General features: G+C 69.6%; 22 protein-coding genes and 1 pseudogene. 9 read left to right on the forward strand and 14 right to left on the reverse strand.

Going from position 1 to position 26326, the window contains the following annotated elements; genetic code table 11:
* The first annotated feature begins 53 nt into the window (after nt 1-53).
* A complete protein-coding gene (gene rlmC / locus ACWGO8_RS06130) occupies nt 54-1184 on the forward strand; it encodes a 23S rRNA (uracil(747)-C(5))-methyltransferase RlmC (protein WP_452042214.1) in 1131 nt (376 codons plus the stop codon).
* A 151-nt stretch (nt 1185-1335) separates the two neighbouring features.
* On the opposite strand, the gene ACWGO8_RS06135 is transcribed toward rlmC, so the two are convergent.
* Both ACWGO8_RS06135 and proC read right to left on the reverse strand, forming a co-directional pair.
* Entirely contained in the window at nt 1336-2685 is a 1350-nt protein-coding gene (locus tag ACWGO8_RS06135; RefSeq protein ID WP_452042215.1) for a beta-N-acetylhexosaminidase, read from the reverse strand.
* Nucleotides 2682-3533, reverse strand: a complete 852-nt coding sequence (proC, locus tag ACWGO8_RS06140; RefSeq protein ID WP_452042216.1) for a pyrroline-5-carboxylate reductase — start codon at nt 3531-3533, stop codon at nt 2682-2684. Before proC ends, ACWGO8_RS06135 begins: the two co-directional genes overlap by 4 nt.
* A gap of 23 nt (nt 3534-3556) precedes the next feature.
* On the opposite strand from proC, the gene ACWGO8_RS06145 reads away from it, so the two are divergent.
* Entirely contained in the window at nt 3557-4519 is a 963-nt protein-coding gene (locus tag ACWGO8_RS06145; protein ID WP_452042217.1) for a cation diffusion facilitator family transporter, read from the forward strand.
* The gene (locus ACWGO8_RS06150) at nt 4516-5385 is read left to right on the forward strand and encodes a glutamine amidotransferase-related protein (RefSeq protein WP_452042218.1); all 870 of its coding nucleotides are present in this window, start codon (nt 4516-4518) and stop codon (nt 5383-5385) included. The genes ACWGO8_RS06145 and ACWGO8_RS06150 overlap by 4 nt, the downstream gene beginning before the upstream one ends.
* Here the strand turns inward: ACWGO8_RS06150 and tadA are convergent.
* The gene (gene tadA, locus ACWGO8_RS06155) at nt 5382-5828 is read right to left on the reverse strand and encodes a tRNA adenosine(34) deaminase TadA (RefSeq protein ID WP_452043526.1); all 447 of its coding nucleotides are present in this window, start codon (nt 5826-5828) and stop codon (nt 5382-5384) included. The two genes, ACWGO8_RS06150 and tadA, sit on opposite strands and share 4 nt — an antisense overlap.
* Before the next feature lie 71 nt (nt 5829-5899).
* Between tadA and upp the strand changes: the two genes are divergently transcribed.
* The 3 genes from upp (at nt 5900) to ACWGO8_RS06170 (ending at nt 9774) form a co-directional block, all read left to right on the forward strand.
* Complete coding sequence (upp, locus tag ACWGO8_RS06160; RefSeq protein ID WP_376952585.1) at nt 5900-6535, forward strand: uracil phosphoribosyltransferase; 636 nt, start codon at nt 5900-5902, stop codon at nt 6533-6535.
* 536 nt (nt 6536-7071) lie between these two features.
* Complete coding sequence (locus ACWGO8_RS06165; protein ID WP_452042219.1) at nt 7072-7839, forward strand: winged helix-turn-helix domain-containing protein; 768 nt, start codon at nt 7072-7074, stop codon at nt 7837-7839.
* Between the two features lie 129 nt (nt 7840-7968).
* Nucleotides 7969-9774 carry a phospholipase D-like domain-containing protein gene (locus tag ACWGO8_RS06170; protein ID WP_452042220.1) on the forward strand — a complete coding sequence of 602 codons (1806 nt, stop codon included), beginning with the start codon at nt 7969-7971 and terminating at the stop codon, nt 9772-9774.
* Nucleotides 9775-9803: 29 nt separating this feature from the next.
* Here ACWGO8_RS06170 and ACWGO8_RS06175 read toward each other — a convergent pair whose 3' ends face one another.
* Nucleotides 9804-11918, reverse strand: a complete 2115-nt coding sequence (locus ACWGO8_RS06175; protein ID WP_452042221.1) for a primary-amine oxidase — start codon at nt 11916-11918, stop codon at nt 9804-9806.
* A 322-nt stretch (nt 11919-12240) separates the two neighbouring features.
* Between ACWGO8_RS06175 and ACWGO8_RS06180 the strand changes: the two genes are divergently transcribed.
* On the forward strand, nt 12241-12720 hold the full coding sequence (locus ACWGO8_RS06180; protein WP_452042222.1) for a MarR family winged helix-turn-helix transcriptional regulator: 480 nt from the start codon (nt 12241-12243) through the stop codon (nt 12718-12720).
* Between the two features lie 266 nt (nt 12721-12986).
* Here the strand turns inward: ACWGO8_RS06180 and ACWGO8_RS06185 are convergent, their stop codons facing one another.
* Together ACWGO8_RS06185 and ACWGO8_RS06190 are read right to left on the reverse strand one after the other, a co-directional pair.
* Nucleotides 12987-13904 carry a lytic transglycosylase domain-containing protein gene (locus ACWGO8_RS06185; RefSeq protein ID WP_452042223.1) on the reverse strand — a complete coding sequence of 306 codons (918 nt, stop codon included), beginning with the start codon at nt 13902-13904 and terminating at the stop codon, nt 12987-12989.
* 150 nt (nt 13905-14054) lie between these two features.
* Nucleotides 14055-14429 (reverse strand): hypothetical protein, encoded by a 375-nt coding sequence (locus tag ACWGO8_RS06190; RefSeq protein WP_376952591.1) that lies wholly within the window; start codon nt 14427-14429, stop codon nt 14055-14057.
* Nucleotides 14430-14566: 137 nt separating this feature from the next.
* Between ACWGO8_RS06190 and tal the strand changes: the two genes are divergently transcribed.
* A complete protein-coding gene (gene tal / locus ACWGO8_RS06195) occupies nt 14567-15679 on the forward strand; it encodes a transaldolase (protein ID WP_452042224.1) in 1113 nt (370 codons plus the stop codon).
* Between the two features lie 35 nt (nt 15680-15714).
* On the opposite strand, the pseudogene ACWGO8_RS06200 reads toward tal, so the two are convergent.
* The 8 genes and pseudogenes from ACWGO8_RS06200 to ACWGO8_RS06235 form a co-directional block, all read right to left on the reverse strand.
* A pseudogene (locus ACWGO8_RS06200) lies at nt 15715-17372 on the reverse strand (SulP family inorganic anion transporter).
* Nucleotides 17369-17806, reverse strand: coding sequence for an ArsR/SmtB family transcription factor (locus ACWGO8_RS06205; protein ID WP_452042225.1), 438 nt, complete (start codon nt 17804-17806; stop codon nt 17369-17371). Before ACWGO8_RS06205 ends, ACWGO8_RS06200 begins: the two are co-directional and overlap by 4 nt.
* Before the next feature lie 29 nt (nt 17807-17835).
* Nucleotides 17836-18288: an aspartate 1-decarboxylase gene (gene panD / locus ACWGO8_RS06210; RefSeq protein WP_452042226.1), complete on the reverse strand. Its 453-nt coding sequence runs from the start codon at nt 18286-18288 to the stop codon at nt 17836-17838.
* Between the two features lie 148 nt (nt 18289-18436).
* A complete protein-coding gene (locus tag ACWGO8_RS06215) occupies nt 18437-19837 on the reverse strand; it encodes a glycoside hydrolase family 5 protein (RefSeq protein WP_452042227.1) in 1401 nt (466 codons plus the stop codon).
* A complete protein-coding gene (gene arfA / locus ACWGO8_RS06220) occupies nt 19834-21345 on the reverse strand; it encodes an arabinosylfuranosidase ArfA (RefSeq protein WP_452042228.1) in 1512 nt (503 codons plus the stop codon). The genes ACWGO8_RS06215 and arfA overlap by 4 nt, the downstream gene beginning before the upstream one ends.
* Nucleotides 21346-21395: 50 nt before the next feature.
* The gene (locus ACWGO8_RS06225) at nt 21396-22271 is read right to left on the reverse strand and encodes a carbohydrate ABC transporter permease (protein WP_376952598.1); all 876 of its coding nucleotides are present in this window, start codon (nt 22269-22271) and stop codon (nt 21396-21398) included.
* A 5-nt stretch (nt 22272-22276) separates the two neighbouring features.
* Nucleotides 22277-23215 carry a carbohydrate ABC transporter permease gene (locus tag ACWGO8_RS06230; RefSeq protein ID WP_376952599.1) on the reverse strand — a complete coding sequence of 313 codons (939 nt, stop codon included), beginning with the start codon at nt 23213-23215 and terminating at the stop codon, nt 22277-22279.
* 77 nt (nt 23216-23292) lie between these two features.
* Nucleotides 23293-24660: an ABC transporter substrate-binding protein gene (locus tag ACWGO8_RS06235; protein WP_452042229.1), complete on the reverse strand. Its 1368-nt coding sequence runs from the start codon at nt 24658-24660 to the stop codon at nt 23293-23295.
* 282 nt (nt 24661-24942) lie between these two features.
* Here ACWGO8_RS06235 and ACWGO8_RS06240 point away from each other — a divergent pair, with 282 nt between their 5' ends.
* Nucleotides 24943-26007, forward strand: coding sequence for a LacI family DNA-binding transcriptional regulator (locus tag ACWGO8_RS06240; RefSeq protein ID WP_452042230.1), 1065 nt, complete (start codon nt 24943-24945; stop codon nt 26005-26007).
* Nucleotides 26008-26326: the final 319 nt, after the last annotated feature.

Below are 26326 nucleotides of genomic sequence, written 5' to 3' on the forward strand. Positions count from 1 at the left end.
CGGCCCCCCGGGGCGCTCATCGACCACCGGCGACGCCCGCGTAGCCTTGACGGGTGCAGTGCCCCTACTTCGACGCCTGGGCGTGCCGGTCGTGCTCGCTCATGGGGCGGCCGTACGACGACCAGCTCGCCGGGAAGCAAGCACACGCCGAGGAGCTCCTCGCGCCGTTCGACCTGCCCGCGTGGCTACCGCCCGTGGCGAGCGCCGAGCGCGACTACCGCAACAAGGCGAAGATGGTGGTCGGCGGCACGACGGATGCCCCGACGATCGGCATCCTCGACGCCGACGGTCACGGCGTCGACCTGCAGGCCTGCGGCATCTGCTCGCCGGGGCACCGTGCCGCGTTCCCGGTGCTCGCGCGATTCATCACGCTCGCTCGCATCGCGCCGTACGACGTCGGCACGCGCACCGGCGAGCTCAAGCACCTGATCGTCACCGAGTCGCCCGACGGCGAGCTCATGGTCCGCTTCGTGCTGCGATCGACCGAGCCGCTCGGTCGCATCCGCAAGCACCTGCCGACGCTGCTCGCCGAGCTGCCCCAGGCCCGGGTCGTCACGGCCAACCTGCTGCCCGAGCACAAGGCCGTGCTCGAGGGCTCCGACGAGGTCGTGCTCACCGAACAGCAGACCCTGCCGATGCGCCTCAATGACGTGACGATGCACCTGCGCCCGCAGAGCTTCTTCCAGACGAACACCGCGATCGCGGCCGCGCTCTACGCGGAGGCGCGCGCCTGGATCAGCGACCTCGCCCCCGAAGACGCCTGGGACCTCTACTCCGGCGTCGGCGGCTTCGCCCTGCACCTCGCGGATGCCGCGACCGACGTCACCGGCATCGAGACGAGCGTCGAGGCCGTGGCCAGCGCCGAGCTCAGCCGCACGGATGCCGCGCTCACCCGCGTCCGCTTCGCCGCCGGCGACGCCACCACGTACGCCCTCGGCGCGGAGCGCGCCCCCGACCTCGTGGTGGTGAATCCGCCCCGCCGCGGCATCGGGCGCGAGCTCGCCGACTGGCTCGAGCGATCGGATGCCGCGCACGTCCTCTACTCGAGCTGCAACGTCGCCTCGCTCGCCCGCGACCTCGCGGCGATGCCGTCGCTGAAGCCCGTGAAGGCCCGCGTATTCGACATGTTCCCGCAGACCACGCACTTCGAGGTCATGGTGCTGCTCTCCCGCGCCCCCGCCTGACGCCTTTCTCAGGAGATTTCCCCGCGATCCGGCGCGAAGCAGGCTGATCCTCCTGAGAAGCGGCCGGTTCGGGGCACGCGGTCCTGAGAAACGGGAGCACGAGGTGGGTCGGGCGGGGTTCGCGGTCCTGAAAACGGCAGCACGGGGGGGTTCAGGCCGGAGCGTCGAGGTTCGCCGTGAGGCGCTCGAGCTCGGCGAGGCGGGCGGCGCGCTCGCGCGGCATCCCCGGAACGCCCGGCCGCTGCTGGTCGGCCCGCGGCCCGTCGAGCGGACGGAAGGCCACGCCCTGCTGCTCGAGCCATGCGAGGTAGCCGGGCAGGCGGAACGCGAAGTCGTCCCAGTCGAGCGGCCCGCCGTTCCAGGCGATCTCGGCGAAGGCCCCGAGCCGCGGGAACACCGCGTAGTCGAGTCGCTCGCGCGTGTCGAGGTGCTCGGTCCACACGTTCGCCTGCACCCCGATCATGTGCTGCCGCAACGCCGGCGACGACGCGGACGAGAGCGGCTCGAACGACGCGACGTCCTCGAGCGACAGCACGGTGCCGACGGGGATCGGCTCGCGCGGGTCGTCCGACTGGCGGTAGTCGAGGTACGTCCAGAGGTCGGGGCAGAGCACGACCTCGTGTCCGAGCCGCGCCCCGAGCTCGGCGCCGACCGGCCCGCGCCACGCGGCGACGATCGCGTCCGCTGCGGGCGCCCCACCGCCCTCGAGCATCTCGTCCCAGCCGATCACGCGCCGACCCCGCGATGCGAGGTACGACGCGACCCGGCCGAGGAACCACGCCTGGAGCTCCGACTCGTCGGCGAGTCCGCGCTCGGCCAGGAGCTCCTGCGTGCGGGCGTCCTCGCGCCACCTCGTCTTCTGCGCCTCGTCGCCGCCGATGCCGACCACGTCGGACTCGAACACGTCGCACACCTCGTCGAGCACGTCGCACACGAAGGCGACCGTCGCGTCCTCGGCGTTCAGCACCTCGTCGGAGATGCCGAACCGCGTCCACGGCTCGGTCACCCGCTCGCGTACGGCCTCCGCACCGCCGACGCCGTACTCGGGATACGCCGCGAGGATCGCCCGCGCATGCCCGGGCACGTCGACCTCGGGCACGATGCGGATGCCCCGCTCCGCCGCGTATCGCACGAGCCCGCGCAGCTCGTCCTGCGTGTACCACCCGCCATGGGGAACGCCGTCGCCCCGCGCCTCGGGTCCGTGCCCGAGCTGCGACTCCGATCGATGTCCGCCGACCTCGGCGAGCAGCGGATGCCGCCGCACCTCGAACCGCCAGCCCTGATCGTCGGTGAGGTGCAGCTGCAGCACGTTGAGCCCGTGCGACGCGACGAGGTCGACGAACCGGTAGAGCTCGGGCAGCGGCCGGAACCGACGCGCGACGTCCAGCATCACGCCACGCCAGGCGAAGCGGGGCTCGCCGGCGAGGCGGAGGGGGGCTCGCGTCTCCGTCTCGATACGCGTCGGCCTGCGGCCGGCGCTACTCGACGACCGGAAGGTCACGCCCCGGCCGCCAGCTCGCGGGCGCGAGCCAGCGCGGCATCCGTCGCCCGGTCGAAGACCTCCTTCAGCCGCGCCTCCTCGAGCACCGCGATGGCGCGCTCGGTGGTGCCCTTTGGGCTCGTCACGCGTCGGCGCAGCTCGGCCGGGTCGTCCTCGGATGCCGCGAGCAGCTCGCTCGCGCCCCGGAACGTGCCCTCCACCATGAGCGCCGCCTGCTCGGGCGTGAAGCCCTTGTCGATCGCCGTCGCCGTGAGCTGCTCGATGAGGAAGAACACGTACGCGGGACCCGACCCCGAGATGGTGGAGAGCGCGTCGATCTGCTCCTCGGGCACGACGATCACGTCGCCGACGGTCTCGAACAGCGCGACCGCGAGCGCCAGGTCCGCGTCCGTCGACCGGGTGCCCGCCGCGACCCCCGTCACCGCGCGGCCGACCACGGCCGGGGTGTTCGGCATCGAGCGGATCACCGCGACCGACTCGGGCAGCAGCGACTCGAAGGTCTCGACCGTGACGCCTGCAGCGACCGACACCACCACGGTGCCGGGGTCGAGCGCGTCGGCGATCTCGCGCAGCAGGTCGGGCACCATCGCGGGCTTGACGGCGACGACCACGACCTTCGCGCCCGCGACCGCCGAGCGGTTCGCCGTGGCATCCGCTTCGGTCGCATAGGAGGTGACGCCGGGGAGGCCGTCGAGCTCGTCGGCGCGCTCGCGCGAGCGGTTGGTGGCGCGGATGCCGCCCTCGATCTCGATGCCGGGCTGGAGCAGTCCGGCGAGGATCGCGCGGGCCATGGACCCGGCTCCGAGGAAGGCGATGGAGGGCAGCTTCACGGGGGCGTCGGCGCTCATGCGACCATCCTAGGATTGACGCCATGAGCGCATCCGGCGGCACCCGAGCCATCATCGCGGCCTTCCTGGCCAACCTGGGCATCGCGATCACGAAGTTCATCGCGTGGTTCTTCTCGGGGTCGACGTCGATGCTCGCCGAGGGCGTGCACTCGGTGGCCGACGCCGGCAACCAGCTGCTGCTCATCCTCGGCGGTCGCAAGGCCCAGAAGGCCGCCGACAAGGAGCATCCGTTCGGCTACGGCCGCGAGCGTTACGTCTACGCGTTCGTCGTCTCGATCATCCTGTTCTCGGTCGGCGGTGTGTTCTCGATCTACGAGGGCATCGACAAGATCCAGCACCCGCACGAGCTCGAGGTGCCCTGGCTGCCGATCCTCGTGCTCTCGATCGCGATCGTGCTCGAGTCGTTCTCGCTGCGCACGGCGATCAAGGAGTCGAACCACGTGCGCGGCCGCCAGACCTGGGTGCAGTTCGTGCGACGCGCGAAGGCGCCCGAGCTCCCCGTCGTCCTCCTCGAGGACGTCGCCGCGCTCCTCGGCCTCGTCTTCGCGCTCTTCGGCGTGGGCCTCACGATCATCACCGGCAACTCGCTGTTCGACGCCATCGGCACCCTCATGATCGGCACGCTGTTGATCATCGTCGCCATCGTGCTCGGCATGGAGACGAAGAGCCTGCTCGTCGGCGAGGGCGCGAACGACGACGACCTGCAGAAGATCGAGCAGGCGATCCTCGACGGCCCGGAGGCCGAGCGCATCATCCACATGAAGACCCTCTACCTCGGTCCCGACGAGCTGCTCGTCGCCGCGAAGGTGGGCTTCGCGGCCGACCAGCGCCTGCTCGAAGTGGCGACGGCGACCAACGTCATCGAGGCGCGCGTCCGCCAGGCCGTGCCGACCGCGCGGGTGATCTACGTGGAAGCCGACGTCTACGTCGACCCGGCAGCCGCTGCTCCGGCCACCGATGCCATCGTCATCAAGGGCCTCGAATGAGTGCCGCTTCGGTCCCTGAGCCCGCGGCCTCGTTCCCTGAGCCCGTCGAAGGGAACTCGGCATCGGTCCCCGAGCCCGCCGCATCGGTCCCTGAGCTCGTCGAAGGGACGTTCGCTTCGACGAGCTCAGCGAACGGCTCGGCGAGCACCCGCACCGCCCTCGTGCTCCGGCACGACTCCGCGATCGGACTCGGCAACCTCGGGCCGACGCTCGAGGCGCACGGCTACCGCATCGTGACCGTCGACGCCCCCCACGAGGACGTCACCGCGCTCGACGCGCTCGCCCCCGACCTGGTCGTGGTGCTCGGCGGCGACGAGGGCGCGTACGAGACCGACCGCTACCCCTACCTCGCCGACGAGATCGAACTGCTGCGCACGCGCATCGATGCGGAGGCGCCGATCTTCGGCGTGTGCCTCGGCGCCCAGATGCTCGCCAAGACGCTCGGCGCCGACGTGCGCAAGGGTCCGCGCAAGGAGGTCGGCTGGCTGACCGTCGAGCCGACCGAGGCGGGCGCCGCGTCGCCCGTGCGGCACTTCGACGGTGTGCCGACCGTGCAGTGGCACGGCGACACGTTCGACCTGCCCGAGGGCGTCGAGCGGCTCGCCACGTCACCCCAGTACGAGAACCAGGCCTTCGCGAGGGGCGACTGGCTGCTCGCGGTGCAGTTCCATCCCGAGATCACCGACGAGATCCACGAGGACTGGCTCGCCGCCTGGGGCGACGAGTTGCCCGAGTACGGGCTCAGCCGCGAGCAGCTGCGCGCGGAGCGCGCCCTGAACGGGCCGCGGGCGCAGGCGGCATCCGCTGCCCTGCTCTCGGAGTACCTCGACGGCCTCGAGGCCCGCCGCGACCGGAAGGTCGCCTAGAGCCGCTCGGGCCGGCGCAGCGGGTCCTCGAAGAACTCGAGCAGCAGGCGAGCGGATGCCTCGGCGTCGACCCCCGGGTACACCTCGACGCGGTGGTTGAGCCGCCGGTCGCGCACGACGTCGTAGAGCGAGCCGGCCGCGCCGGCTTTCTCGTCCCACGCGCCGAAGACGAGCGTGCCGACGCGCGCGCTCACGATCGCGCCGGCGCACATGACGCAGGGCTCGAGCGTGACCACGAGCGTGCAGTCGGTGAGCCGCCAGTCGCCGATCGCCTCGGCGGCGTCGCGCAGGGCGAGCACCTCGGCGTGCGCGGTCGGGTCGTTCGTCAGCTCGCGCTCGTTGCGGCGAGCAGCGATCACGACCCCGTCGCGCACCACGACGGCGCCGACGGGGACGTCGCGGGTCGCAGGCGCCTGCTCGGCCTCGGCGAGGGCCTGGCGCATCCACTCGCGGTGGATCGGCACGTCCACGAGCCCCTCCCTCCGCGAGAACCCCCGCAACTAGACTCGAGCCTATGCGAGTCCACGTTGCCGACCACCCGCTCATCACCCACAAGCTGACGGTGCTCCGCGACGTGAACACGCCGTCGCCGGTCTTCCGGTCCCTGGTCGAGGAGCTCATGACACTGCTCGCGTACGAGGGCACGCGCGGGGTCCGCGTCGAACCCGTCGAGATCGTGACGCCCGTGGCTCCCACCACGGGCGTTCGCATCGCCGACCCGAAGCCGCTGATCGTGCCGATCCTTCGCGCGGGCCTCGGCATGCTCGAGGGCATGGTGAAGCTGCTGCCGAGCGCCGAGGTCGGCTTCCTCGGCATGGCGCGCAACGAGGAGACCCTCGAGCCCACCACCTACGCCGAACGCCTGCCCGACGACCTCTCCGACCGCCAGTGCTTCGTGCTCGACCCGATGCTCGCCACCGGCGGCTCCCTCACCGCGGCGATCGAGTTCCTCCTCAAGCGCGGGGCGACGGATGTCACGGCGATCTGCATCCTCGCAGCGCCCGAGGGCCTCAAGGCCGTCGAGGACGCGCTGCACGGCCGCGAGGTGACCGTCGTGCTCGGCGCCGTCGACGAGCGCCTCAACGAGCACGGCTACATCGTGCCCGGCCTCGGCGACGCAGGCGACCGGCTCTACGGCACGGTCGAGTAGCCCTCGGCGCGTCACCCACCGGCGCTGCCGTACACTCCGCGACTGCCCGCATCGTTCGCCGCAGGATCTTCGCGCCCTGACACGCTGGCGCGGATGCGACTGCGGAAGATTTTTCTGAAGCCCCCCCTTTTCGCAGATTCTTGCGGTCGAGTCATCCGCTCACCCGATCCTCCCGGATGCCGCGCCGCTGCGCGCACCGTCTGCGCCGTCACACCCCGTCATGCCGGCGTCACGAATTGACACACGCTCGCGTATCCGTTTCACTGGCACCCATGACTGACACCGCACGCAACCTGACCGCCCGCGAGGTGACCAGGAATGCCGACATCATGATGTCGGCGCGTGCCCCCATGTGTTGTCGAATGTGCCGCTGACCGCGACCCGACCGCCGAGTTCCCGTCTCCGATCGTCATCCTGATCGGCTCGGACTCCATCGAACCCGCTCCACAGGGTTTCCCGGCCGAACGGCCTTTCGCATCGACCCCGCCACCGTCTTGGGGTCCATTCGCTGCACCGACTCCACAAGGACCAACGTCATGTCTCTCGCACTCGCTCCCGTCCGCTCCACCGCCGTCCGCACCGCCCCGTCGCTCCCGGCCGTGGCCGCTCGCCCCGTCTCGATCGCGCCTCGTCCGGTCGAGCTCGCCGCTCCGGCTGCTCCCGCCGCACCCGCCGCACCCCGCGTCCGCGCCGTGCCCGAGGGCACCGAGGCCCGCGGCTTCGTGCTCTACGTCGGCATCGACGAGGCCAAGGCCGTCGCCGACGGCACCACGCTGCACCGCATCGTCGAGGCGCTCCGGACCCTCACGGCCGACGTCGCGCCGTCGGCCGAGACCTATGCCGCCGTCGCACTCGCCCCCGAGGGCGCCGGCGGTCGCGACGTCGAGGTCGTGCGCCTCGCCCTCCAGGACCCGGCCGCCCTCGCGAAGCAGCGCGAGAGCCAGGGCGTCCGCGACGACGCGGACCGCCACCCCAACGGCGTGATCATCGACATCTCGCGCAAGCGCGTCCTGCTCGACGGCGAGCCCGCCGGGCTCACCTACAAGGAGTTCGAGCTCCTGCAGTACCTCGTGCTCCGCGAGGGCCGCACCATCGACCGCCACGAGCTCATCGACAGCCTTTGGGACGCCGACGACGAGGCTCCGAGCGAGCGCACGATCGACGTGCACGTGCGCCGCCTGCGCTCGAAGCTCGCCCACTACCAGGACATCGTGCGCACGGTGCGCGGCGTCGGCTACCGGTTCGACCGCCACGCCGACGTCTCGATCCGCCAGGCCTCGACGCCGTCGCCCGACCTGTACTGATCGCGTGAGGAGCCCGGGTTCCACGCTCGCGCGCGAACCCGGGCGGGAGTAGCCTCCAACCGGGGGGACCGCACGCGTGCGGGTCCATGGGGTGCGGGTCGTCGGATCCCCCGAGGGGGGTGCGTCGGGATGCGCTTCAGGTCACCGGTGGCAGGCGGCATCCGGGTCTTCGCCGTCACGGGCACGAACACGGTCTCGTTCGGCATCGAAGCGGATGCCGCGGCGCGAACCGGCTTGCTCGGATTCGCGGTCGAGCGCATCGACCCGACCGAGCACCAGCAGTACTTCATGAGCGGCTTCAAGGTGTTCCCGAGCGTCATCCCGACGCCCGACGCCTCGATCACCGTCTCGACGTTCGAGCATCCGATCCAGAGCCTCGTCTGGGACGACTTCACCGCGAAGCCCGGCCGGCCCTACACGTATCGGTTCCACCCGCTGGCAGGCCTCCCCAAGAACCTCGACCGCACTCGGCCCGTCGTCGAGCTCGACGTCGAGACCGAACCGCTCTACGGGAGCACGCACGACGTCTTCTTCAACCGCGGCGTCGCGTCGAGCCAGCGTTACGCGCTGCGGTTCGGCAACCTCCCGCCCGACCAGCAGCCCACCGAGCGCAAGCGCAGGGAGGCGCTCGCGTGGCTCAGCCGAGACCTCGACGAGGCGTTGATCCGGTTCATCCGTGCGGCTCGGCCGGGCCAGTCGATCCGCGGATGCTTCTACGAGTTCACCTACGCCCCGGTGCTCGCCGAGCTCAAGAAGGCCATCGACCAGGGCGTCGACGTGAAGCTCGTCATCGACCTCAAGGTCAACGAGCACACGACGAACGAGAAGCAGCCCGACGGCACCACCAAGACCCTGTTCCACCCGAGCGACCCGCGACTGCGGAACCTCCAGGCGATCAGCGACGCCGGCATGCCCGACTCGGCCATCGTGAAGCGCGAGGCGCGGCGCTCGTCGATCGCCCACAACAAGTTCATGGTGCTGCTGACGGCCGCGGGGAAGCCCACGCAGGTGTGGACGGGGTCCACGAACCTCACCGACGGCGGCGTGCACGGCCAGGCGAACGTCGGCCACTGGATCCGCGACGGCGCGGTGGCGCAGGCGTACCTCGACTACTGGCACCTGCTCGAGCAGGACCCCGGCGGACGCGTCGGCGACTCGGCGTCGACCGTGCGCACCCGGAACGCCGCGTTCTACGCCGACATCTCGGGCCTCTCCCCGGCTCCGGCGCTTGGCGCGATCCTTCCCGGTACGACCCCGGTGTTCAGCCCGCGCTCGAGCCTCGCACCCCTCGACCTCTACGTCGAACTCGCCTCGCAGGCATCGTCGCTGGCGTGCATGACGTTCGCCTTCACCGTTCCGGCGCCGTTCAAGGAAGCCCTCGCGCAGAACACGCCGGCCGGTCCGCTCTGCTTCCTCCTGCTCGAGAAGGAGGACCGGCCGAACTCGCGATCGACGAAGCCGTTCATCCGCCTGAACTCGCGCAACAACGTCTACCAGGCCTCGGGCTCGGAGATCTCGACACCGCTCGGCCAGTGGGTCGTCGAGACCGACAACCGCAAGCTCGGCCTCAACTCGCACGTCGCGTTCATGCACTGCAAGTTCCTGCTGCACGATCCGCTCGGCGCCGACCCGATCGTGGTCACCGGATCGGCGAACTTCAGCGAGCCGTCGACGAACGCCAACGACGAGAACATGGTGATCATCCGCGGCGACCGGCGTGTCGCCGACATCTACTTCACCGAGTTCAACCGGCTCTTCAACCACTACTACTTCCGCGCCGTCGTCGATCGCACGAGTCACGGCACGCCCGCCGCAGCATCCCCGAACACGGCAGGATCGCTCGCGCTCGAGGAGGACGACGGCTGGCTGCAGAAGTACGCACCGGGCACGCTGCGCACGAAGCGCGTCGACCAGTACGTGAACATGGCGATCTGAGCGGGAGAGCCGATCCGGCCTGACCGCGCTCAGGCCGGGGCACCGTGACCGGGGTTCGTGTGATGGTCGTGCGCGTGCTCCGCATGGCCGACCTGCGCATGCTCCACACGGCCGGCGTGTTCCGCATCGCCGGCGTTCGAATGCTCCCCATGGCCAGCGTGCTCGTGCTCGTGCTCGGCATGCACCGAGCAGTGGGCCGCGTCGGCCGAGGCCGGCACGTTCAGCGCCGGGTTCGCATCGAAGAAGCCGTTCGGCTTCAACGCGAACTTCGCGGAGTCCACCGGCATGACCGGCCAGTCCTCGGGGCGTGGGAAGTGGGTCGGGCCGAAGGTGTACCAGACGACGATGTCCTCGCCGTCGATCGGACGGTCGCCGTCGGTGTACGCGGTGATGCCGTCGCCGCCGGGGTTCTGGTGCACGAAGTCGCCGGCCGCGTACCGTTCGGCCGGATCGTACTGCGTCACGAACAGGTGCTTCGTCGCGAACTCGGCACGCTTCGCGATCGACGACGACGCATCCGCGAGGAGGGTCGGCGACTCGGTCGGGTACAGCACGTACGACGTGGGCCGGCCCACGCGGTTGGTGTGCTCGGTGTTCGAGATCGACCAGACGCGGGACACCGAGGCATCCGCCACGCGGCGCGCGCCCTGCTCGGTGGCGAGACGCGTCACCTTCCTGGTGAACGCATTGCCGTGCTCGTTGCCGGGGCCGACGGGCACCCGGGCGACGTCGATCTCGTCGACCGCGTTGGCCAGGCCGTCGACCATCATGTCGAGGCGCGCGCTGAAGAAGTGCTGGTGATAGGGGCCACCGAGCCCGGGCGCCACCTCGCTCGCGTACGGGTAGTCGTTCCCGTCGCCATCGAGCCCCGGATAGGCCGACGTGAACAGGACGCCGGTGAGCTTCGCCTCGCACTCGATCGTGCCGTCGAGGTAGAGGTACCAGAAGAAGCCGTAGTCGTAGTTGCCGACGGTCGTGAAGAAGCTGATCACGAGGCGACGGGATCGACGCACCTCGTGGGACCCCGTGAAGATGTCGGAGTGCTTCCAGAGCGTGCCGAAGTCCTCCTCGTGCATGCACACGGCGTTCTCGATCGTGAACGGGTTGCACAGTTCGTCGGCGAGCACCGCGTCGAAGTACCGGATCTCGCCGACGCAGTCGCAGCCCAGGGCGAGCGAGTTCGTGAACCGTCCGAAGAGGTACTCCCCCGTGTCGAAGTAGTTCTGCCAGAACCGCGCAGGCGAGGGGTCGCCGTAGGGCACGAGCATCTCGTCGATCGAGGCGCGGTAGACGATCGGGCGCTCCTCGCCCGAATCCACGAACGACAGCTGGTGGAGCACCAGGCCCTCTCGCGTGTCGAACGCGACCCGGAACCGCCAGTTCGCCCACGACACCGACTCGCCGTCGACGGAGAAGCTCGGGCCCTCGGGCTGGGTGATCACGATGGGCTGCAGTGTCGAGAGCGGTTCGCCCTGCACGGTCGGGTCGTCGAAGTTCCCGCTTTCTGCCGGGATGTCCATGACACCCGCGTCGACGATGCGGATGACCTCGCGGTTGGGCACGTCGACGTAGGCCGAGAGGCCATCGACCGGATGCGCCCACGGGTGGTCCTTCGGGTGATCCTGCCGGAACGCGAGCACGCGCAGGATGCGACGGCCCTCTTCGTCAGGGTAGCCGTAGGAGCCCGACGAGAGCGGCGCGCAGATCACGTTCTCGGGCGTGCAGCCGCGCAGTGCCAGCGCGTCGACCCAACGCGGATCGGCGGCGGTGATCTCCGCGACCGCCTCGAACTCCTCGATCAGCACCGGGAGTTGACCGTGCGAACCGTCGAGTACGACGGTGGAGACGACCTCGCCTGCGGACAACGACACGATGTCGTCGGTCGAACGACCGGTTGCCAGGTCCAGCAGCAGCACGCGCACGCGGCGTTCGGGCAGCGCGCCCTCACCGTGCTGCCACGCGAGCACGTCGTGCTTGTGGGGCTCGTCGAGCCCGACGTACGCGAAGCGCGTGGTCGGCGTGAAGTCGGGCTTCGCCGTGACGAGGTCGCGCACGCGAACGATCTCGCCGGCGGTGAGGCTCGAAAGCGGGTGGGCGATGCTCGGGGTCTCGTCGATCGGAGCGACGGGGTCGAGGACGGTCATGCGTCGTACCTTCGAGTTCGATGGTACAACCGATCGAGGACCGCGGGTGTGGAGGGCCTCCCCCACCCGGGGGACGAAATCTTGAAAAATCACGGAACGATAACTAGCGCCCGTTACCGATCCGTTATATATTTCTAGAGCACCGACTGTTTGCTGTGGCGGTCGGTGCGGAATGTGATTGCAGGACACTCTTGGTGCAAGGGAGAGGGTCGGTCGTCAGCCTCTACGACCGGCCCTCACCCGTTTCCGGGCGCCGGTTCCCTATTCTTGGATCAGTCGGGTCGACAGGCACGACGGTCGAAGACGTCGAGGGGAGCCGAGGGTGGCGGAACGCGCGATCACGGTCGCCGCATGGGAGTCGCTCTTCCGAGCCCAGGTCACGATCATGCGGGCCCTGGCTGCTGAGTTCCCGAGCGGGGTCATCTCGCTCAACGAGTACGACGTGCTCTTCAACATCACGCGCGCGCCCGGGCGCCGCCTGCGGCTGAAGGACCTCAACCGCTCGGTGCTCATCACGCAGCCGAGCGTGAGCCGCCTCGTCGACCGCCTCACGTCGCGTGGGCTCGTCACGAAGGAGCACGACCCCGAGGACGGACGCGGCACCATCGTCGCGATCACCGAGGAGGGGTTCACGCTCTTCCGCAGCGTCGCGTTCACGCACGTCGACGCGATCACGCGGCACGTCGGCAGCTCGCTCGACGAGCACGAGCTGCGCACCCTCACCGAGCTGTGCGACCGCCTGCGCCTGGGCGTGAGCGAGGAGCAGCGGGCGCAGCGGTCCGACGAGTCGCCGGAGGCCTGAGCCCCTCCGCGGGAATCGCCCCGTTCGGGGTACACGCAACCCGTGGATTCGGGGGACACGCGTCTGCTACGTTCACCGGGAGGCCCGCTCCTGCGTCGGCCGAACGGTGGCGTTTCGGGTCGCCACCGTACCGGGCTCCCCGCAACGACAATCCCTCCCGAGGGAGGCCCTCGTTGCGGGGAGCTCGAGCACGTCGGGTGCAGCACGACCCGACGAGGTCGGCCACGCGGCATCCGCCCGTTGCCCGCTCGGCGCCTGCCGCCGGCTCAGCCTCCGATGGCGGATGCCGCGGCGTACTCGTTCGCGATCGACGCGACCTTGTCGACGTAGGACTCGAGGTGGTTGTACGAGAACACGGCCGCGCGCCAGCCCTCGACGCTCGTCATCGGACCCGAGGCGCACAGGTAGCGGGCGGTCGCCTGGGCCGCGTCGTCGATCTGGTTGGGGTCGGCGAGGCCGTCGTCGTTGCCGTCGCTCGCCCAGCGCGCCCACGTCGACGGGATGAACTGCATGGGTCCGACCGCGCGGTCCCAGACGGTGTCGCCGTCGAACTCGCCGGCGTCGGTGTCGGCGATGGCCGCGACGCCGTTGCCGTCGAGCGGCGGGCCGACGATGCGCTTGGACGGGTAGCCGTCGTCGCCGAGCGTCGCGCCGCCGTGGCGGCCGTGGTTCGACTCGATCGAGCCGATGGCCGCGACCGTGGTCCAGTCGAGGCCGCACTCGGGCTGGTCGGCTGCGACGGCGAGGTGCGCGCTGACGTAGGCCTCCATCGCGCGCCCGGGGATGCCGGTCGCCGCGGCGACCTGCGCGATCCACTCCGAATCGACCCAGGGCATCGGGAATCCTCCCGAGCTCGACAGCGATGCCGGCTCCTCAGCGCCCTCGACCGGCGCGAGGGGCGGGGTGGTCGTCGTGGTGGTGGTGATCGGGCCGGTGAGGAGCGGCCGGGCCACCTTCTGCCCGTTGTCGAGCTGCGACTCGAATCCGCCGGGCTTGGCCCCGAGGCCCGCGACGTTCACGGCGTAGACGGCGCCGACGGCCAGCGCGACGATGCCCGCGACCACGCCGGTCCAGCCGAGCGTGCTCCGGGTGCCGCGCCACACTCGTGCACCGCGCGCCTCGCCGGGGGCTCGACGGCGTCGATCGTCGTCGTCGTCCTCGTCGGAGAACGGATCCCAGCTCATCGTGGTGCTCCATTCGGGCCGCTCGTCGGGCGGTCGCCCGCCATCGTCGCACGTCCCTGCCATCGCGGCGTCGAACCGCACGATCCAGACTACCCAGCGGGGTACGCGGCGTCACTACCGCGATCAGAACCGTAGGCGCGGATGAACCGATCAGCGGAAGCGCCGGCGCACCCTCGTGAGCCGGACCATCGCGGACGCCGCCCATCCGACGGCCGTGACGAGCGGCACGGCGAGGGCGATCATCGCCACCGGGTTCGGGTGGAACTTCAGGCCGTTCGGGCCGCCGATGTACGCGCCCACCGGGATCGCGTAGCCGCCGCCTCCGCCGCCGCTGCCCTCGCCGTGGCCGGCCGGGAACTCGCCCTGCCCCTCGGACTCCCCTGAGCCCTCGCCCCCGCCGAACCCGAAGACCACGAGCGCGGCCGGCACGAAGTCCTGCCCGTTCAGTGTGGTCTTCTCGCCGTACGCCATCTTCGCGCCCCACGTCGGCAGCGATTCCGCCAGTCCCTCGAGTACCTTCGCCATGGCTCGACGGTACGCGGGTCTGCCGCGCACGGCTACCGGCGATCGCGGCACGTCCGGTCGGCGGTCGGCGACGATCCCTCGGGCGGACGGCGCGGCATCCGCTCGACGCCCGCGGGAAACCGGCGGAGACTGGAGCCATGAGCACCAACACCCCGACCGCCGCCCTGTCGCAGGCCGGCGTCAGCATCTGGCTCGACGACCTCTCGCGGAAGCGCATCACCACCGGCGAGCTCGAACGACTGATCGCCGAGCGCGACGTGGTGGGCGTCACCACGAATCCGACGATCTTCGCGAACGCCTTCGCCGACGGCGAGTCGTACACGTCGGCGCTCCATGATCTCGCGGCACAGGGCACGGACGCCGAGCACGCCATCTTCGAGATCACCACGCACGACGTGCGGGATGCCGCCGACCACCTCCGCGACGTCTACGACCGCACCGACGGCTACGACGGTCGCGTGTCGATCGAGGTCCAGCCCGGCGTCGCGCACGACACCGAGGGCACCATCGCCGAGGCGCACGCGCTCTGGGACAAGGTCGCCCGTCCGAATGCCATGGTCAAGATCCCGGCGACCATCGAGGGCCTCGACGCGATCACCGCGGCCATCGGCGCCGGGATCAGCATCAACGTCACCCTGATCTTCAGCCTCGACCGGTACCGCGAGGTCATCGACGCGTACCTCGCCGGGCTGGAACGGGCGCAGGCGGCTGGGATCGACCTGTCGACGATCCACTCGGTCGCGTCGTTCTTCGTGTCCCGCGTGGACACCGAGATCGACAAGCGCCTCACCGCCATCGGCACCGACGAGGCCCTCGCCCTGAAGAGCAAGGCCGGCGTCGCGAACGCCCAGCTCGCGTACCAGCTGTACCAGGAGGCGTTCGCGTCCGACCGTGCCGCGGCCCTGTTGGCGGCGGGCGCGAAGCGGCAGCGCCCGCTCTGGGCGTCGACCGGGGTGAAGGATCCGGCGCTGCCCGACACGCTGTACGTCGTCGAACTGGTCGCCCCGGGCGTGGTGAACACCATGCCCGAGAAGACCCTCGAGGCCACGTTCGACCACGGCGAGGTCCGCGGCGACACCGTCACCGGGTCGTACGCGCAGGCCGGTGCCGTGCTCGACGCGCTCGCGAAGGTGGGCGTCGACTACGACGACGTCACCGCCACCCTCGAGCGCGAGGGCGTGGAGAAGTTCGACGCCTCGTGGAACGAGTTGGTCGATACGGTCCGCACGGCACTGGAGGCGGCGCGGTAGCCGACTCGCTGGCCCCGATCGATCCGTAGCCGACCTCACGTCGCGGCGGCCGCGCGGCGCGTGTGACTGCGTGCGTGCTCGACCGCCGCACCGAGCTCGTCGAAGAGATGGTTCCGGTGCCGCAGCGAGTCGATCACGCCGACGCGACGCGCGAGCTCGAGGTGGCGTGGCTGGACACCCTTCACGAGCACCGTGACGCCACGGCGTTCGAGCGCGCGGATCAGCTCGGTGACCACCTGTGCACCGGTCGCGTCGAGGAGCTGGAGCTGCGACATCCGGATGATGACGACGTCGACGTCGCGGAGCGTCGCGACCCGATCGAGCATGCGCTCCGCCGCACCGAAGAAGAGCGCGCCGTCGAGCCGGAAGAGTGCGATGCGCTCGTCGGCCGGTTCGGCCGGCCCCGGCAGCTCCTCGCGATGCACGCCGCTCGACCGCGCGACCGCGCGCAGGGCGAGGAATGCGGCGACCGCCATGCCGACGAGCACGGCCGTGATGAGGTCGACGCTGACCGTGATGATCGCGGTGGCGACGAACACCGCGGCATCCGCCCGCACGACCGGACGACGGTGCGCATGGTCGCGAACGAGATCATGCGCGTGGCCGTGACCATGAGCACGCCTGCGAGCGCCGCGAGCGGGATGGAGGCCACGACGGCCGCGCCGACCGCGACGATCCCGGCGAGCAGCAGCGCGTGCACGATCGCCGCGAGCCGAGTGCGCCCGCCGGTCCGGACGTTCACCGCAGTCCGCGCGATCGCGCCCGTCGCGGGCATGCCGCCGAACAGCGCCGAGACGATCGACGCGAGCCCCTGGCCCACGAGCTCGCGGTCCGCGTCGTAGGGTCCGGTGTCGGCCATGGATGCCGCGACGCGCGCCGAGAGCAGCGACTCGATCGCGGCGAGCGCGGCCACGGTCGCGGCGGGCAGGAGCAGTCCCGCGAGGGCGGCCGGATCGAGCGCGGGGATCGCCGGTGCGGGCAGCCCGCTCGGCAGCGCGCCGATCGTCGCCACCGGCAGCGCGGTGAATGCCGTGACCGCCGTCACGACGACGATCGCCACGATGGATCCCGGCACGAGCGGATGGACGCGCGTGGCGACGAGCATGACCGCGGCGACGACCGCGACGATCGTGAGGGACCACGCGGCATCCGGCCAGGACGCCTGCAGCACCGCGTCGATCGCGCCGACCACCGCGTTCGCGCCCTGGGTCGCCGGCACGCCGAGGGCGGCCGGCACCTGCTGCAGGAAGATGATGACCGCGATGCCGAGCGTGAACCCCTCGATGACCGGCCACGGGATGAACGTGACCGCCCGGCCGAGCCGCAGCGCGCCCGCGACGAGCACGATCGCGCCCGCGAGGAGTCCGACGATCGCGAGGGCGCCGGGTCCGTGCGTCGCGATGATGGGCGCGAGAACCACGACCATCGCGCCGGTCGGCCCCGACACCTGCACGTTCGATCCGCCGAACACGGCGGCCACGACGCCGGCCACGATCGCGGTCACGAGTCCGCTCTCGGCGCCCGCGCCCGAGCTGACCCCGAACGCGAGGGCGAGCGGCAGCGCGACGATGCCCACCGTGATGCCCGCGATGAGGTCGCCCTTCCAGGTGCGAGGCAGCTCGCGATAGTCCGCGGCGCCGGGCAGCAGCGAGCGGATGCCGCCGGCCACGCGCCGCACGGTCGGGCGGGTCATGCTCGGGCGACCGCCCGGGTCGTCGTGGTCGCCGAGCCGGTCGTGCGCTCTCCGCGCTCGGGTTGCTCCCCCGGCTCGGGGAGCTCGGGCAGCTCGGCCTGTGCGACGAGCTGCTGCTCGGTCGTCTGGAGGATCTCGCCGAGGAGGACGCGAGCGACGCGCAGCAGGTCGGCGACCTGCGGGTACGCGAGTCGGTAGAGCACCTGGTTGCCCCGGCGCTCGGCCGTCACGAGCCGATGCGTGCGCAGCACGGCGAGGTGCTGCGACAGGTGCGACGCCTCGAGACCGGTCGCCTCGAGGAGCTCGGCGACCGGCGTGTCCTCGCCGTTCGCCGCGGCGAGCACCTCGAGCACCCGCACGCGCAGGGGGTGCGCGAGGCCCTTGAACAGGTTGGCCTTGACCTCGTACAGCGGGCGGCTGGCATCCGTGAACACGACGACTCCTCAATGGATTGATGAATCCATCAAGTCATTATGCCACCCATTCGACCCGTTGCCGTTGGAACGGCGAGCGGCGGCCGGCGCAGTTCGATGACGTCGACGGGCACCGCCGCGGCATCCGGCCCGACGTCGTCGATGCGGTTGCGACGATCGACGTGGACGATGCGCGGACGCCAGGCCCGCGCCGCCGCGTCGTCGAGCTGCGCATAGGAGATGACGATGACGAGGTCGCCCTCGTGGACGAGGTGCGCGGCCGCGCCGTTGATCCCGAGCACGCCGCTGCCGCGCTCCCCCTCGATGACGTACGTCTCGAGTCGGGCGCCGTTCGTCACGTCGACGACGGCCACCTGTTCGCCCGGTAGGAGCTCCGCCGCATCCATGAGGTCGCGGTCGATCGTGATCGAGCCCACGTAGTGCAGGTCGGCGTGCGTCACGGTGGCGCGATGGATCTTGGACTTCAGCATGGTGCGCAGCACGGGCCAGAGCCTAGCTCGAGGCGGCGAATGCGGTCCGAACGTGTCGGCGGATGAAGGGGAGGACCGGATGCCCGAACCGAGCACGTTCGTATACGAGGTCCACCCGGACCCGGAGATCCGAGCCCGGGCGGCCCCGCCCTCCCGACCATCACACCGGGAAGCTCGAGGAGGTCGCCGTCGTGAGGATGCGCGCAAGCGGCTCGCGGACGACGCAGCGATCGAAGCGGAATGCGTCGGCGAGCCGAGTCGCCTCGTCCTCGGAGATCCCGGAGAACAGCTCGGCGAAGTCGTCGACCATCGCCTCCGCGAGCATGACGTGCCGCATGTGGCCGGCGATCCAGCGCGGAGCGCCCCACGGGTAGGGGGCGAAGTGCGGGAACTCCTCCGCGAAGAGGGCTTCGACGGGCTCGATGAGGTGACGGATCTGCGCGTCGGTGGATCCCCACGAGTCGACGCCGAGTCGCGCCTTCTTCTCGAGCACCGGTCGGATGCGTCGCAGGTAGTCGGAGCCCGGGTCGGCCGAGACCACTCCTTGGAGGCCGATGTCCTTGTACGTCCAGAGCGCCCAGCTCGCGTCGTGCTCGGAGAAGATCTCGAGCTGGTCTTCGAGGAGCCGATACCGCTCCTCGTCGCGCAGCGGGTCACCTGTGTACACGGGGCCGAACTCGCCGACCCAGATGGGGGTCCCCGTCTCGCGCATGTACGCCGTGCGCGCGAGGAAGGTCTCCTCGATCCGCGCACGGTCGACGTATTCCCCGCGGCTGACGCCCGGATACGGCCCGCCGTCGACGAACCCCGGCAGGGCGTAGTCGTGCGCCGTGTACACCGTGTTCGGCAACGGATCCCCGAGCTGGTCGAACTGGGTCGAGTACCGGTTGCCGTCGAGGAAGAGGATGTGGTCGGGGTCCACCGCACGGATCGCGGTCTCGAGCCGACGGTAGAACGGACCGATGGCCTCGCCGTGCGCATCCGCCGGCTCGTTCAGCGGGTTGTACCCCGCGACCCAGTGGTTGTGGCGGTAGTGCTCGGCGATCGCCTCCCAGAGGTGCACCACGCGATCCTGGAAGTGCGGGTGCGTCCAGAACTGCGCCCACTGCGTGGGGTTGTCGCTGTGCCAGTGCTGGTTCTGCGCACCCGGCACCGCATGCAGGTCGAGGATCGTGTAGATCCCGTGCTCGGCGCAAGCCTCGACGACGCGGTCGAGCAGCCGGAACCCCTCCTCCTTCACCACGAAGGGCGCGTCATCGTCCTCGAAGTGGCGGTAGTTGAAGGAGATGCGCAGGGAGTTGAGCCCGAGACCCGCCAGGAACGCGGCGTCCTCGTCCGTGAAGAACACCTCGAGGAACCGCTCGAAGAAGGCCTCGTAGGCCGCGTCGCCCATCGCACGGCGCATGGCGCGACGGTGCTGCGACTCGGTCCCGGGATACCCCGTGATGAAGTTCTCCATGTTCATCCAGCCGCCGAGCCCGAACCCGCGCAACAGCAACGGCCCATCCGCGTCGACGATCCGCGTGCCCTCGACCTGCAGCACGTCGCCGCGCGTGATCACCGGACGCTCACCGCCGTCCAGGAGACGGGGGGCAGCGTCATGCGGAGGGCGCCGTCGGCGATCCGCGCGCTGTCGTTCGGGCGCAGGGCCACCCGCTCGGGGTCCTGCATCGTGTTCGCGGCGTGGATGTCGTCGTCCCAGAGGCTCTCGACGCTCACGATCCCGACGTCGCCGAGGATGCTGGTGTCGACGACGATCTCGACCTCCTGGTCGAGGCTGCGGTTCACGAGGAAGATCGCGGTGCTTCCGGTCGACTCGTCGTGCGTCGCGACCGCGTCGACGACCGTGGCGACCCCGTGCCGATCGGTCTCGTAGCTCGGGCTGTCGAGCTTCAGCTCCAACGTGACGCCGCGCGCGAGTCGTGACGTGACGGCGAAGGGGAAGTAGGTCGTCTGCCGCCATGCGGCGCCGCCCGGTTCGGTCATGATCGGCGCAATCACGTTCACGAGCTGGGCGAGGCTCGCCGCCGTCACACGGTCGGCGTGCCGCAGCAGGGAGATGAGGAGGTTGCCGAAGACGACGGCATCGACCACGGAGTAGACGTCCTCCAGGAGCCGCGGCGCGACCGGCCACTGATCGACGTCCGTGATGCGATCCACATCGGCATAGCGTGACTGGTACCAGACGTTCCACTCGTCGAACGAGATGTTGATCGTCTTGCTGCTCCCGCGCAGCGCCTTCACATGGTCGGCGGTCGCGACGACGGAGTCGATGAACCGGTCCATGTTCACGGCGGATGCGAGGAAGCTCGCGTAGTCGCCGTCGACGGGTTCGTAGTACGCATGGCAGGAGATGAAGTCGACCTCGTCGTAGGTCTCCTCGAGCACGATGCGTTCCCATTCGGCGAAGGTCGGCATCTGGGCGCTGGAGCTTCCGCACGCGACGAGCTCGAGTGTCGGATCGACCTGCCGCATCGCGCGCGCCGTCTTCACCGCCAGACGGCCGTACTCGCGTGGGGTCCCGTGACCCAGTTGCCACTGGCCGTCCATCTCGTTGCCGAGACACCACATCCGGATGCCGTACGGCTCGACCGCACCGTTCGCGATGCGCCGGTCGGACAGTTCGGTTCCCGAGCGGGTGTTGGCGTACTCCAGGACGTCCAGTGCGTCGAGGACTCCCCGGGTTCCGAGGTTGACGGCGTACATGAGCTCGCTGTCGACCTCGCGCAGCCAGGTGGCGAACTCGTCGAGCCCGATCTCGTTCGTCTCGGTGGAGTGCCACGCGAGGTCGAGGCGTCGCGGACGGGACTGTCGCGGCCCGACCCCGTCCTCCCAGCGATAGCCGGAGACGAAGTTGCCCCCGGGGTAGCGGATGGTCGAGACGCCGAGCTCCCTGACGAGCTCGATGACGTCCCGCCGGAATCCGTTGGCGTCGGCCTGAGGATGGCCCGGTTCGTAGATGCCGTCGTAGACGCACCGGCCGAGGTGTTCCACGAAGGATCCGAAGAGCCGGCGGTTGATGGGCCCGACGACGAAGTGCGGGTCGACGGTGAGGTGTGCAGAGATCATGGGTCCTCGATCGGGAGAAATGACGAAGGTCGTGGTGGCTGGTGACGGGGCTACTTGAGGCTGCCGATGGCCAGCCCTCCCTGCCAGTAGCGCTGCAGCGCGAGGAAGGCGATGACCAGCGGGATCACCGAGACCAGCGAGCCGAGGATGATGATGCTCCACAGGCTCTGTCCGCCCGCCGCTCCATACGTCGACGCGGTCGACTGCCAGAGCCCGATGCCGACGGTCACGGGGAAGAGGCGGTTGTCCGACAGCATCGCGAGCGGCAGGAAGTAGTTGTTCCACGACGACACGACCGAGAGCAGCAGCACGGTCACGACCGCCGGCCGGAGCATCGGAAGCGCGACCTGGAAGAACGTGCGGAACTCCCCGGCACCATCGACTCGTGCGGCGTCGAGGAGCTCGTCGGGCACCGCGTCGCGGGCGTAGACGAACATCAGGTAGACGCCGAACGGGTTGAGGAGCGTCGGCAGGATGACGGCCCAGATGGTGTTCGTGAGGCCTGCCTGGGAGAAGAGGATGAAGGTCGGGATCACGAGCGCGGTCGCCGGTACCATGACCGCACCGAGGAGGACGGCGAAGCTGAGGCGCCGACCCCGGAACTGGTATTTGGCGAAGCCGTACCCCGCCAGCACCGCCAGCGCCGTCGCGCCGATCCCGCCGACGAACGCGTAGATCGCCGAGTTGAGCAACCAGCGTGCGTAGATGCCGCCACCGTACGAGAACAGCTGCGAGAGGTTGCCGAGGTAGTTGATGTCGTCCGCGAACCAGAGCGCGTTCCCGCCCCCGAACAGTCCGCCGGACGTCTTCGAGCTGTTCACCACGACCCACCAGAACGGGACGAGGAAGTACACCATCAGGATGCCGAGGACGACTTGGAGCGAGATGTAGCGCGATTGGCGGCGCGACCCGCGAGTGGTGCTCATGCTGCTCATGAGAAGAAGCTCCCTCGCTTGCGGGTGCTGAACAGGAAGATGTAGACGCAGATGAAGACGACAGCGCCGAGCGCGAAGGAGATGGCTGAGCCGTAGTTGTAGTTCGCCAGCGTGAACGCCTGTTGGTAGGCGTACATGTTGGGTGTGAAGTCCTCGGGGATGGCGCCGGCGGCGAGCTGCTGCAGGATCTTCGGTTCGTTGAAGAACTGCAGGGTACCGATCAAGGCGAAGACGAGGATCAGCACGAGCGCGGGTGCGACCAGCGGGATCTTGATGCGCAGCATGATCTGCCATTGCGATGCGCCGTCGATGCGCGCCGCCTCGTAGAGGGTCGGGTCGATGCCCTGCAACGCGGCGTAGATGATGATCATGTAGTACCCGGCCCACTGCCACGTCACGATGTTGAGGAGGCCCCAGAAGATCAGGCCCTTGCTCAGGAAGTCCGGCCCGGTCGCGCCGAACGCCTGGAAGAAGTCGGCGATGGGACCGAAGTTCTTGCTGTAGAGGAAGCCCCACATCAGGGCACCGATCACCGCCGGAATGGCGTAGGGCAGGAAGATCATCAGCCTCGAGAATCGGGCGAACGAGGTCGTCACGAGGTCGAGGATGAGGGCGATCGCGAGTGAGATGGCCATCTGCAGCGGGATCAGCACGAGTGAGAAGCTGATCACGAACCAGACGCCGTCGAGGAACGACGGATCGGTGAAGGCCTTGAGGTAGTTGTCGAACAGGACGAAGCGCGTGCCGCCGATCATGGACTTCTGGAAGAGGCTCAGATAGAGCGCGAAGGCGAGCGGCAGGATCAGGAACGCCAGGAAGACGATCGCGAAGGGTCCGACGAACATCCATCCGGTGGCGTTGCCGCGACGGGCGCCGGATCGGCGCTGGCGCGGAGGGCTGGTGGCCACGTTCCGAGTGGCCTTGGTCAGGGTCATGGGGGTCTCCGGGGTGTGATGGTATGCGACGCGAAGGGGGCCGGCCCGCGTGGGCGGGCCGGCCCACCTCATTCAGGTCAGTTGACCGTGAATCCCTGCTCCTCGGCGTACTGCACGACATCCGCCTGCAGCGCGTCCGCCGCCTCGGCTCCGGTGGCGGAGCCGTCGTTGATGGCGGCGATCTGCTTGGTGAACGCGGTGTAGAAGTACTGCCCGATGGGCGTGTAGGTCATGCCGGTGTAGGCGTTGGCCGCCGGGACGTAGACCTCCTTGTTCGCCTGCTGGCCGTCGAAGAAGGCGACCTCGGCGTCGACGAAGGCCGGGTCCTCGAGCACGCTGAGGTTGAGCGGGAAGATGATCTGGTTCTCCCAGCCGTCCTTCAGCGACGCGTCGTCGGCGTAGACGCCGAACGCGACCTTCGCCGCGAGCTCGGGGTTCTTCGCCTGGCTGGTGACCGAGAAGGCCGAGCCGCCCCAGTTCACCGAGACGGGGTTGTTCGGATCCCACTGCGGCAGCGGCGCGGTCGCCCACACTCCGGCGTCCTCGCCTTCGCCGACGCCCGCACCCTGGAGGTAACCGGGCGCCCATGCGGCCGAGAGGTAGGTCGCGTACTCGCCGCCGATCACGCCGGAGATGTACTCGGGGGTGAACTGGTCCTGGGTGCTGACGAGGCCCTTCGAAACGAGGCCGGCCCAGTACTCGAGCACCTCCTTGGTGGCGTCGTCGTTCAGGTTGATGCCGATCTCACCCTCGTTCGCCGGGTCGTAGGTGAACGGCTCCGCGCCGTTCTGGTAGAGCAGGGCGGTGACGTAGGCCGGCTGGTTCGCCGGGAAGTCGCCGAAGAACGGGCCACCGGCATCCTTGACCTTCTGCGCCGCGGCCTCGTACTCGGTCCACGTCGTGGGAGGCGTGATGCCGTACTGGTCGAAGATGTCCTTGCGGTAGATCATGCCCATCGGGCCGCCGTCGATCGGGGCGCCGTAGACGCCGTCGCCGACCGACACGTCCTTCCAGGCGCCGTCGCTGAAGTTCCCCTTGACGTCGTCGTAGCCGAGGTCGCTGAGGTCGACGAGCGCATCCTGGACCTGGAAGGTCGGGATCCGATCCGCCTCGAGCATCACGACGTCGGGCGCCCCGCTCCCGGCCGAGATCGCCGTCTGGAACTTGTCGTACTCGTCGCCGCCCGCACCCGCGTTCGTCCAGCAGACCTGGACGTCGTCGTTCTGCTCGTTGAAGTTGTCGACGACGGTCTCCGTGTTCGGGTACCAGGCCCACAGGGTGACGACCGGAGCGTCGGTCTTCTTGATCGTGTTGGTGCAGTTGGATGCGTCGTTGCCGCCGTTGTCGGTGCTGCCGTCGTCTCCGCCGGCGGTGCAACCGGTGAGCAGGAGGGTGCTCGCGACCGCGAGCGCCGAGACGGCAGTGATGACCTGCTTTGTCTTCACTGGGATATTCCTTTCGGATGCGTGGACACCATTGTCGGTGCGGCGCGATCCGCTGGTGGCCCGCACGCGGCCGTCGGCTTCGACGGTTCGTGCGAGGGGGTCCGAATCGCGTCTGCAACGTTGGAAGTGCAACGTTGTAGGATGATAATGAACCAGGGATGCAACAGTGTCAAGCATCAAACGACAGGCTGGTCGACCCACCCGTTCGGGCGTCGGGTCTCCGTGTCGGTTGCTCGCTACACTGACCGCAGCCCGTGATACCCCCTTGTCGAGAGGAGCGAGATGGTCGCGACCCTGCACGACGTTGCGCGCATCGCGGGCGTTTCCATCAAGACGGTCTCCAACGTCGTCAACGACTACCCGCACGTGCGGGAGGCGACGCGAGCGCGAGTGCTCTCCGCGATCGCCGAGGTGGACTACCAGCCGAACCTGTCCGCACGCGGGCTCCGCTCCGGGAAGACCGGCGTGATCGGCCTCGCAGTCCCCGAACTCCGCCAGAACTACTTCGCCGAACTGGCGGATGCGATCATCCGCGCGGCCGAGCGCCACAACGTCGCGGTCGTGATCGATCAGACGGGTGCGACCCGTGAGGGCGAGGTGGCCGTGCTGTCGGGCAAGCGACTGCGCCTCACCGACGGGATCCTGTTCAGCCCGGAGCGCCTCGGACAGGAGGACATCGAGCTGCTCGACGTCGACTTCCCGGTCGTCCTCCTCGGCGAGCGGATGTTCGACGGCCCGACCGATCACGTCACGATGAACAACGTGGAGTGCGCCCGTGTCGCGACCGAGCACCTGATCGGCATCGGTCGCAGGCGCATCGCGGTGATCGGAGCTCACCCCACGCACCAGGACGACATCCGGTCGGCGAACCTGCGCATGCGAGGGTATCGAGAAGCGCTCGCGGCAGCGGGTATCGACTACGACGAATCGCTCGTCAGAGTCGCGGCCCCGTGGCATCGGGAGAACGGCGCAGCAGCCATGCGCTCGCTCCTGGATGACGGAGTCGAGTTCGACGCCGTGTTCACCTTCAACGACACGCTCGGCCTCGGCGCACTTCGCGCCCTCGGCGAGGCGGGGGTCCGCGTACCCGAGGACGTCGCGCTCGTCGGGTTCGACAACATCGACGAGACCCGGTTCTCCGTACCGTCCATGTCGAGCGTGGACCCCGGTCGCGACCAGATCGCACAGCTCGCGGTGGACCTGCTCATCGAGCGCATCAACGAGAAGGGCGACCGTCAGCCGCCGCGACAGGTGCTGGCCGATTTCCACGTCGTCGGTCGCGAGTCCACCGGCTTCGCGCAGCCGCCCGAAGCGGCCTCTGCGGTGACGATGGTCGAGGACGACTAGACGACCCCCCTCACCGCGTTGCCCGCGACGGCCGGCTTCGTGCCGCGGGCCATCGCGTGGTGCCCGCGGACGCTCCGAAGGCGAGCCCGGTCGGCCGCGCCGCATCCGCCGTCGCTCGTCGGCCAGATACACAACGTTGGAAGATTCTCTTGACAACGTTGGAGAACAGCAGCGACCATATCCGTTGAGACGCGATTACGACGTTGTAATAACGCCTCCATCACGTCGCCTCTCGGCGGGACTCGTGCCCGCATCCCCTGCGCTCGGGGTTCCTCGAGCGCGCCAGCCATGTCGTGGCGGCCGCAGGCCGATCACGGGA

The organism is Agromyces sp. NPDC055661 (assembly GCF_053618135.1).

Excerpts from the sequence above, each read along its gene's own strand:
- proC (WP_452042216.1), bottom strand. The coding sequence starts at position 3,533 with ATGAGCGCCGACGCCCCCGTGAAGCTGCCCTCCATCGCCTTCCTCGGA.
- ACWGO8_RS06145 (WP_452042217.1), top strand. The coding sequence starts at position 3,557 with ATGAGCGCATCCGGCGGCACCCGAGCCATCATCGCGGCCTTCCTGGCC.
- ACWGO8_RS06150 (WP_452042218.1), top strand. The coding sequence starts at position 4,516 with ATGAGTGCCGCTTCGGTCCCTGAGCCCGCGGCCTCGTTCCCTGAGCCC.
- tadA (WP_452043526.1), bottom strand. The coding sequence starts at position 5,828 with ATGCGCCAGGCCCTCGCCGAGGCCGAGCAGGCGCCTGCGACCCGCGAC.
- upp (WP_376952585.1), top strand. The coding sequence starts at position 5,900 with ATGCGAGTCCACGTTGCCGACCACCCGCTCATCACCCACAAGCTGACG.
- ACWGO8_RS06165 (WP_452042219.1), top strand. The coding sequence starts at position 7,072 with ATGTCTCTCGCACTCGCTCCCGTCCGCTCCACCGCCGTCCGCACCGCC.
- ACWGO8_RS06170 (WP_452042220.1), top strand. The coding sequence starts at position 7,969 with ATGCGCTTCAGGTCACCGGTGGCAGGCGGCATCCGGGTCTTCGCCGTC.
- ACWGO8_RS06175 (WP_452042221.1), bottom strand. The coding sequence starts at position 11,918 with ATGACCGTCCTCGACCCCGTCGCTCCGATCGACGAGACCCCGAGCATC.
- ACWGO8_RS06185 (WP_452042223.1), bottom strand. The coding sequence starts at position 13,904 with ATGAGCTGGGATCCGTTCTCCGACGAGGACGACGACGACGATCGACGC.
- ACWGO8_RS06190 (WP_376952591.1), bottom strand. The coding sequence starts at position 14,429 with ATGGCGAAGGTACTCGAGGGACTGGCGGAATCGCTGCCGACGTGGGGC.
- tal (WP_452042224.1), top strand. The coding sequence starts at position 14,567 with ATGAGCACCAACACCCCGACCGCCGCCCTGTCGCAGGCCGGCGTCAGC.
- arfA (WP_452042228.1), bottom strand. The coding sequence starts at position 21,345 with ATGATCTCTGCACACCTCACCGTCGACCCGCACTTCGTCGTCGGGCCC.
- ACWGO8_RS06225 (WP_376952598.1), bottom strand. The coding sequence starts at position 22,271 with ATGAGCACCACTCGCGGGTCGCGCCGCCAATCGCGCTACATCTCGCTC.
- ACWGO8_RS06230 (WP_376952599.1), bottom strand. The coding sequence starts at position 23,215 with ATGACCCTGACCAAGGCCACTCGGAACGTGGCCACCAGCCCTCCGCGC.
- ACWGO8_RS06240 (WP_452042230.1), top strand. The coding sequence starts at position 24,943 with ATGGTCGCGACCCTGCACGACGTTGCGCGCATCGCGGGCGTTTCCATC.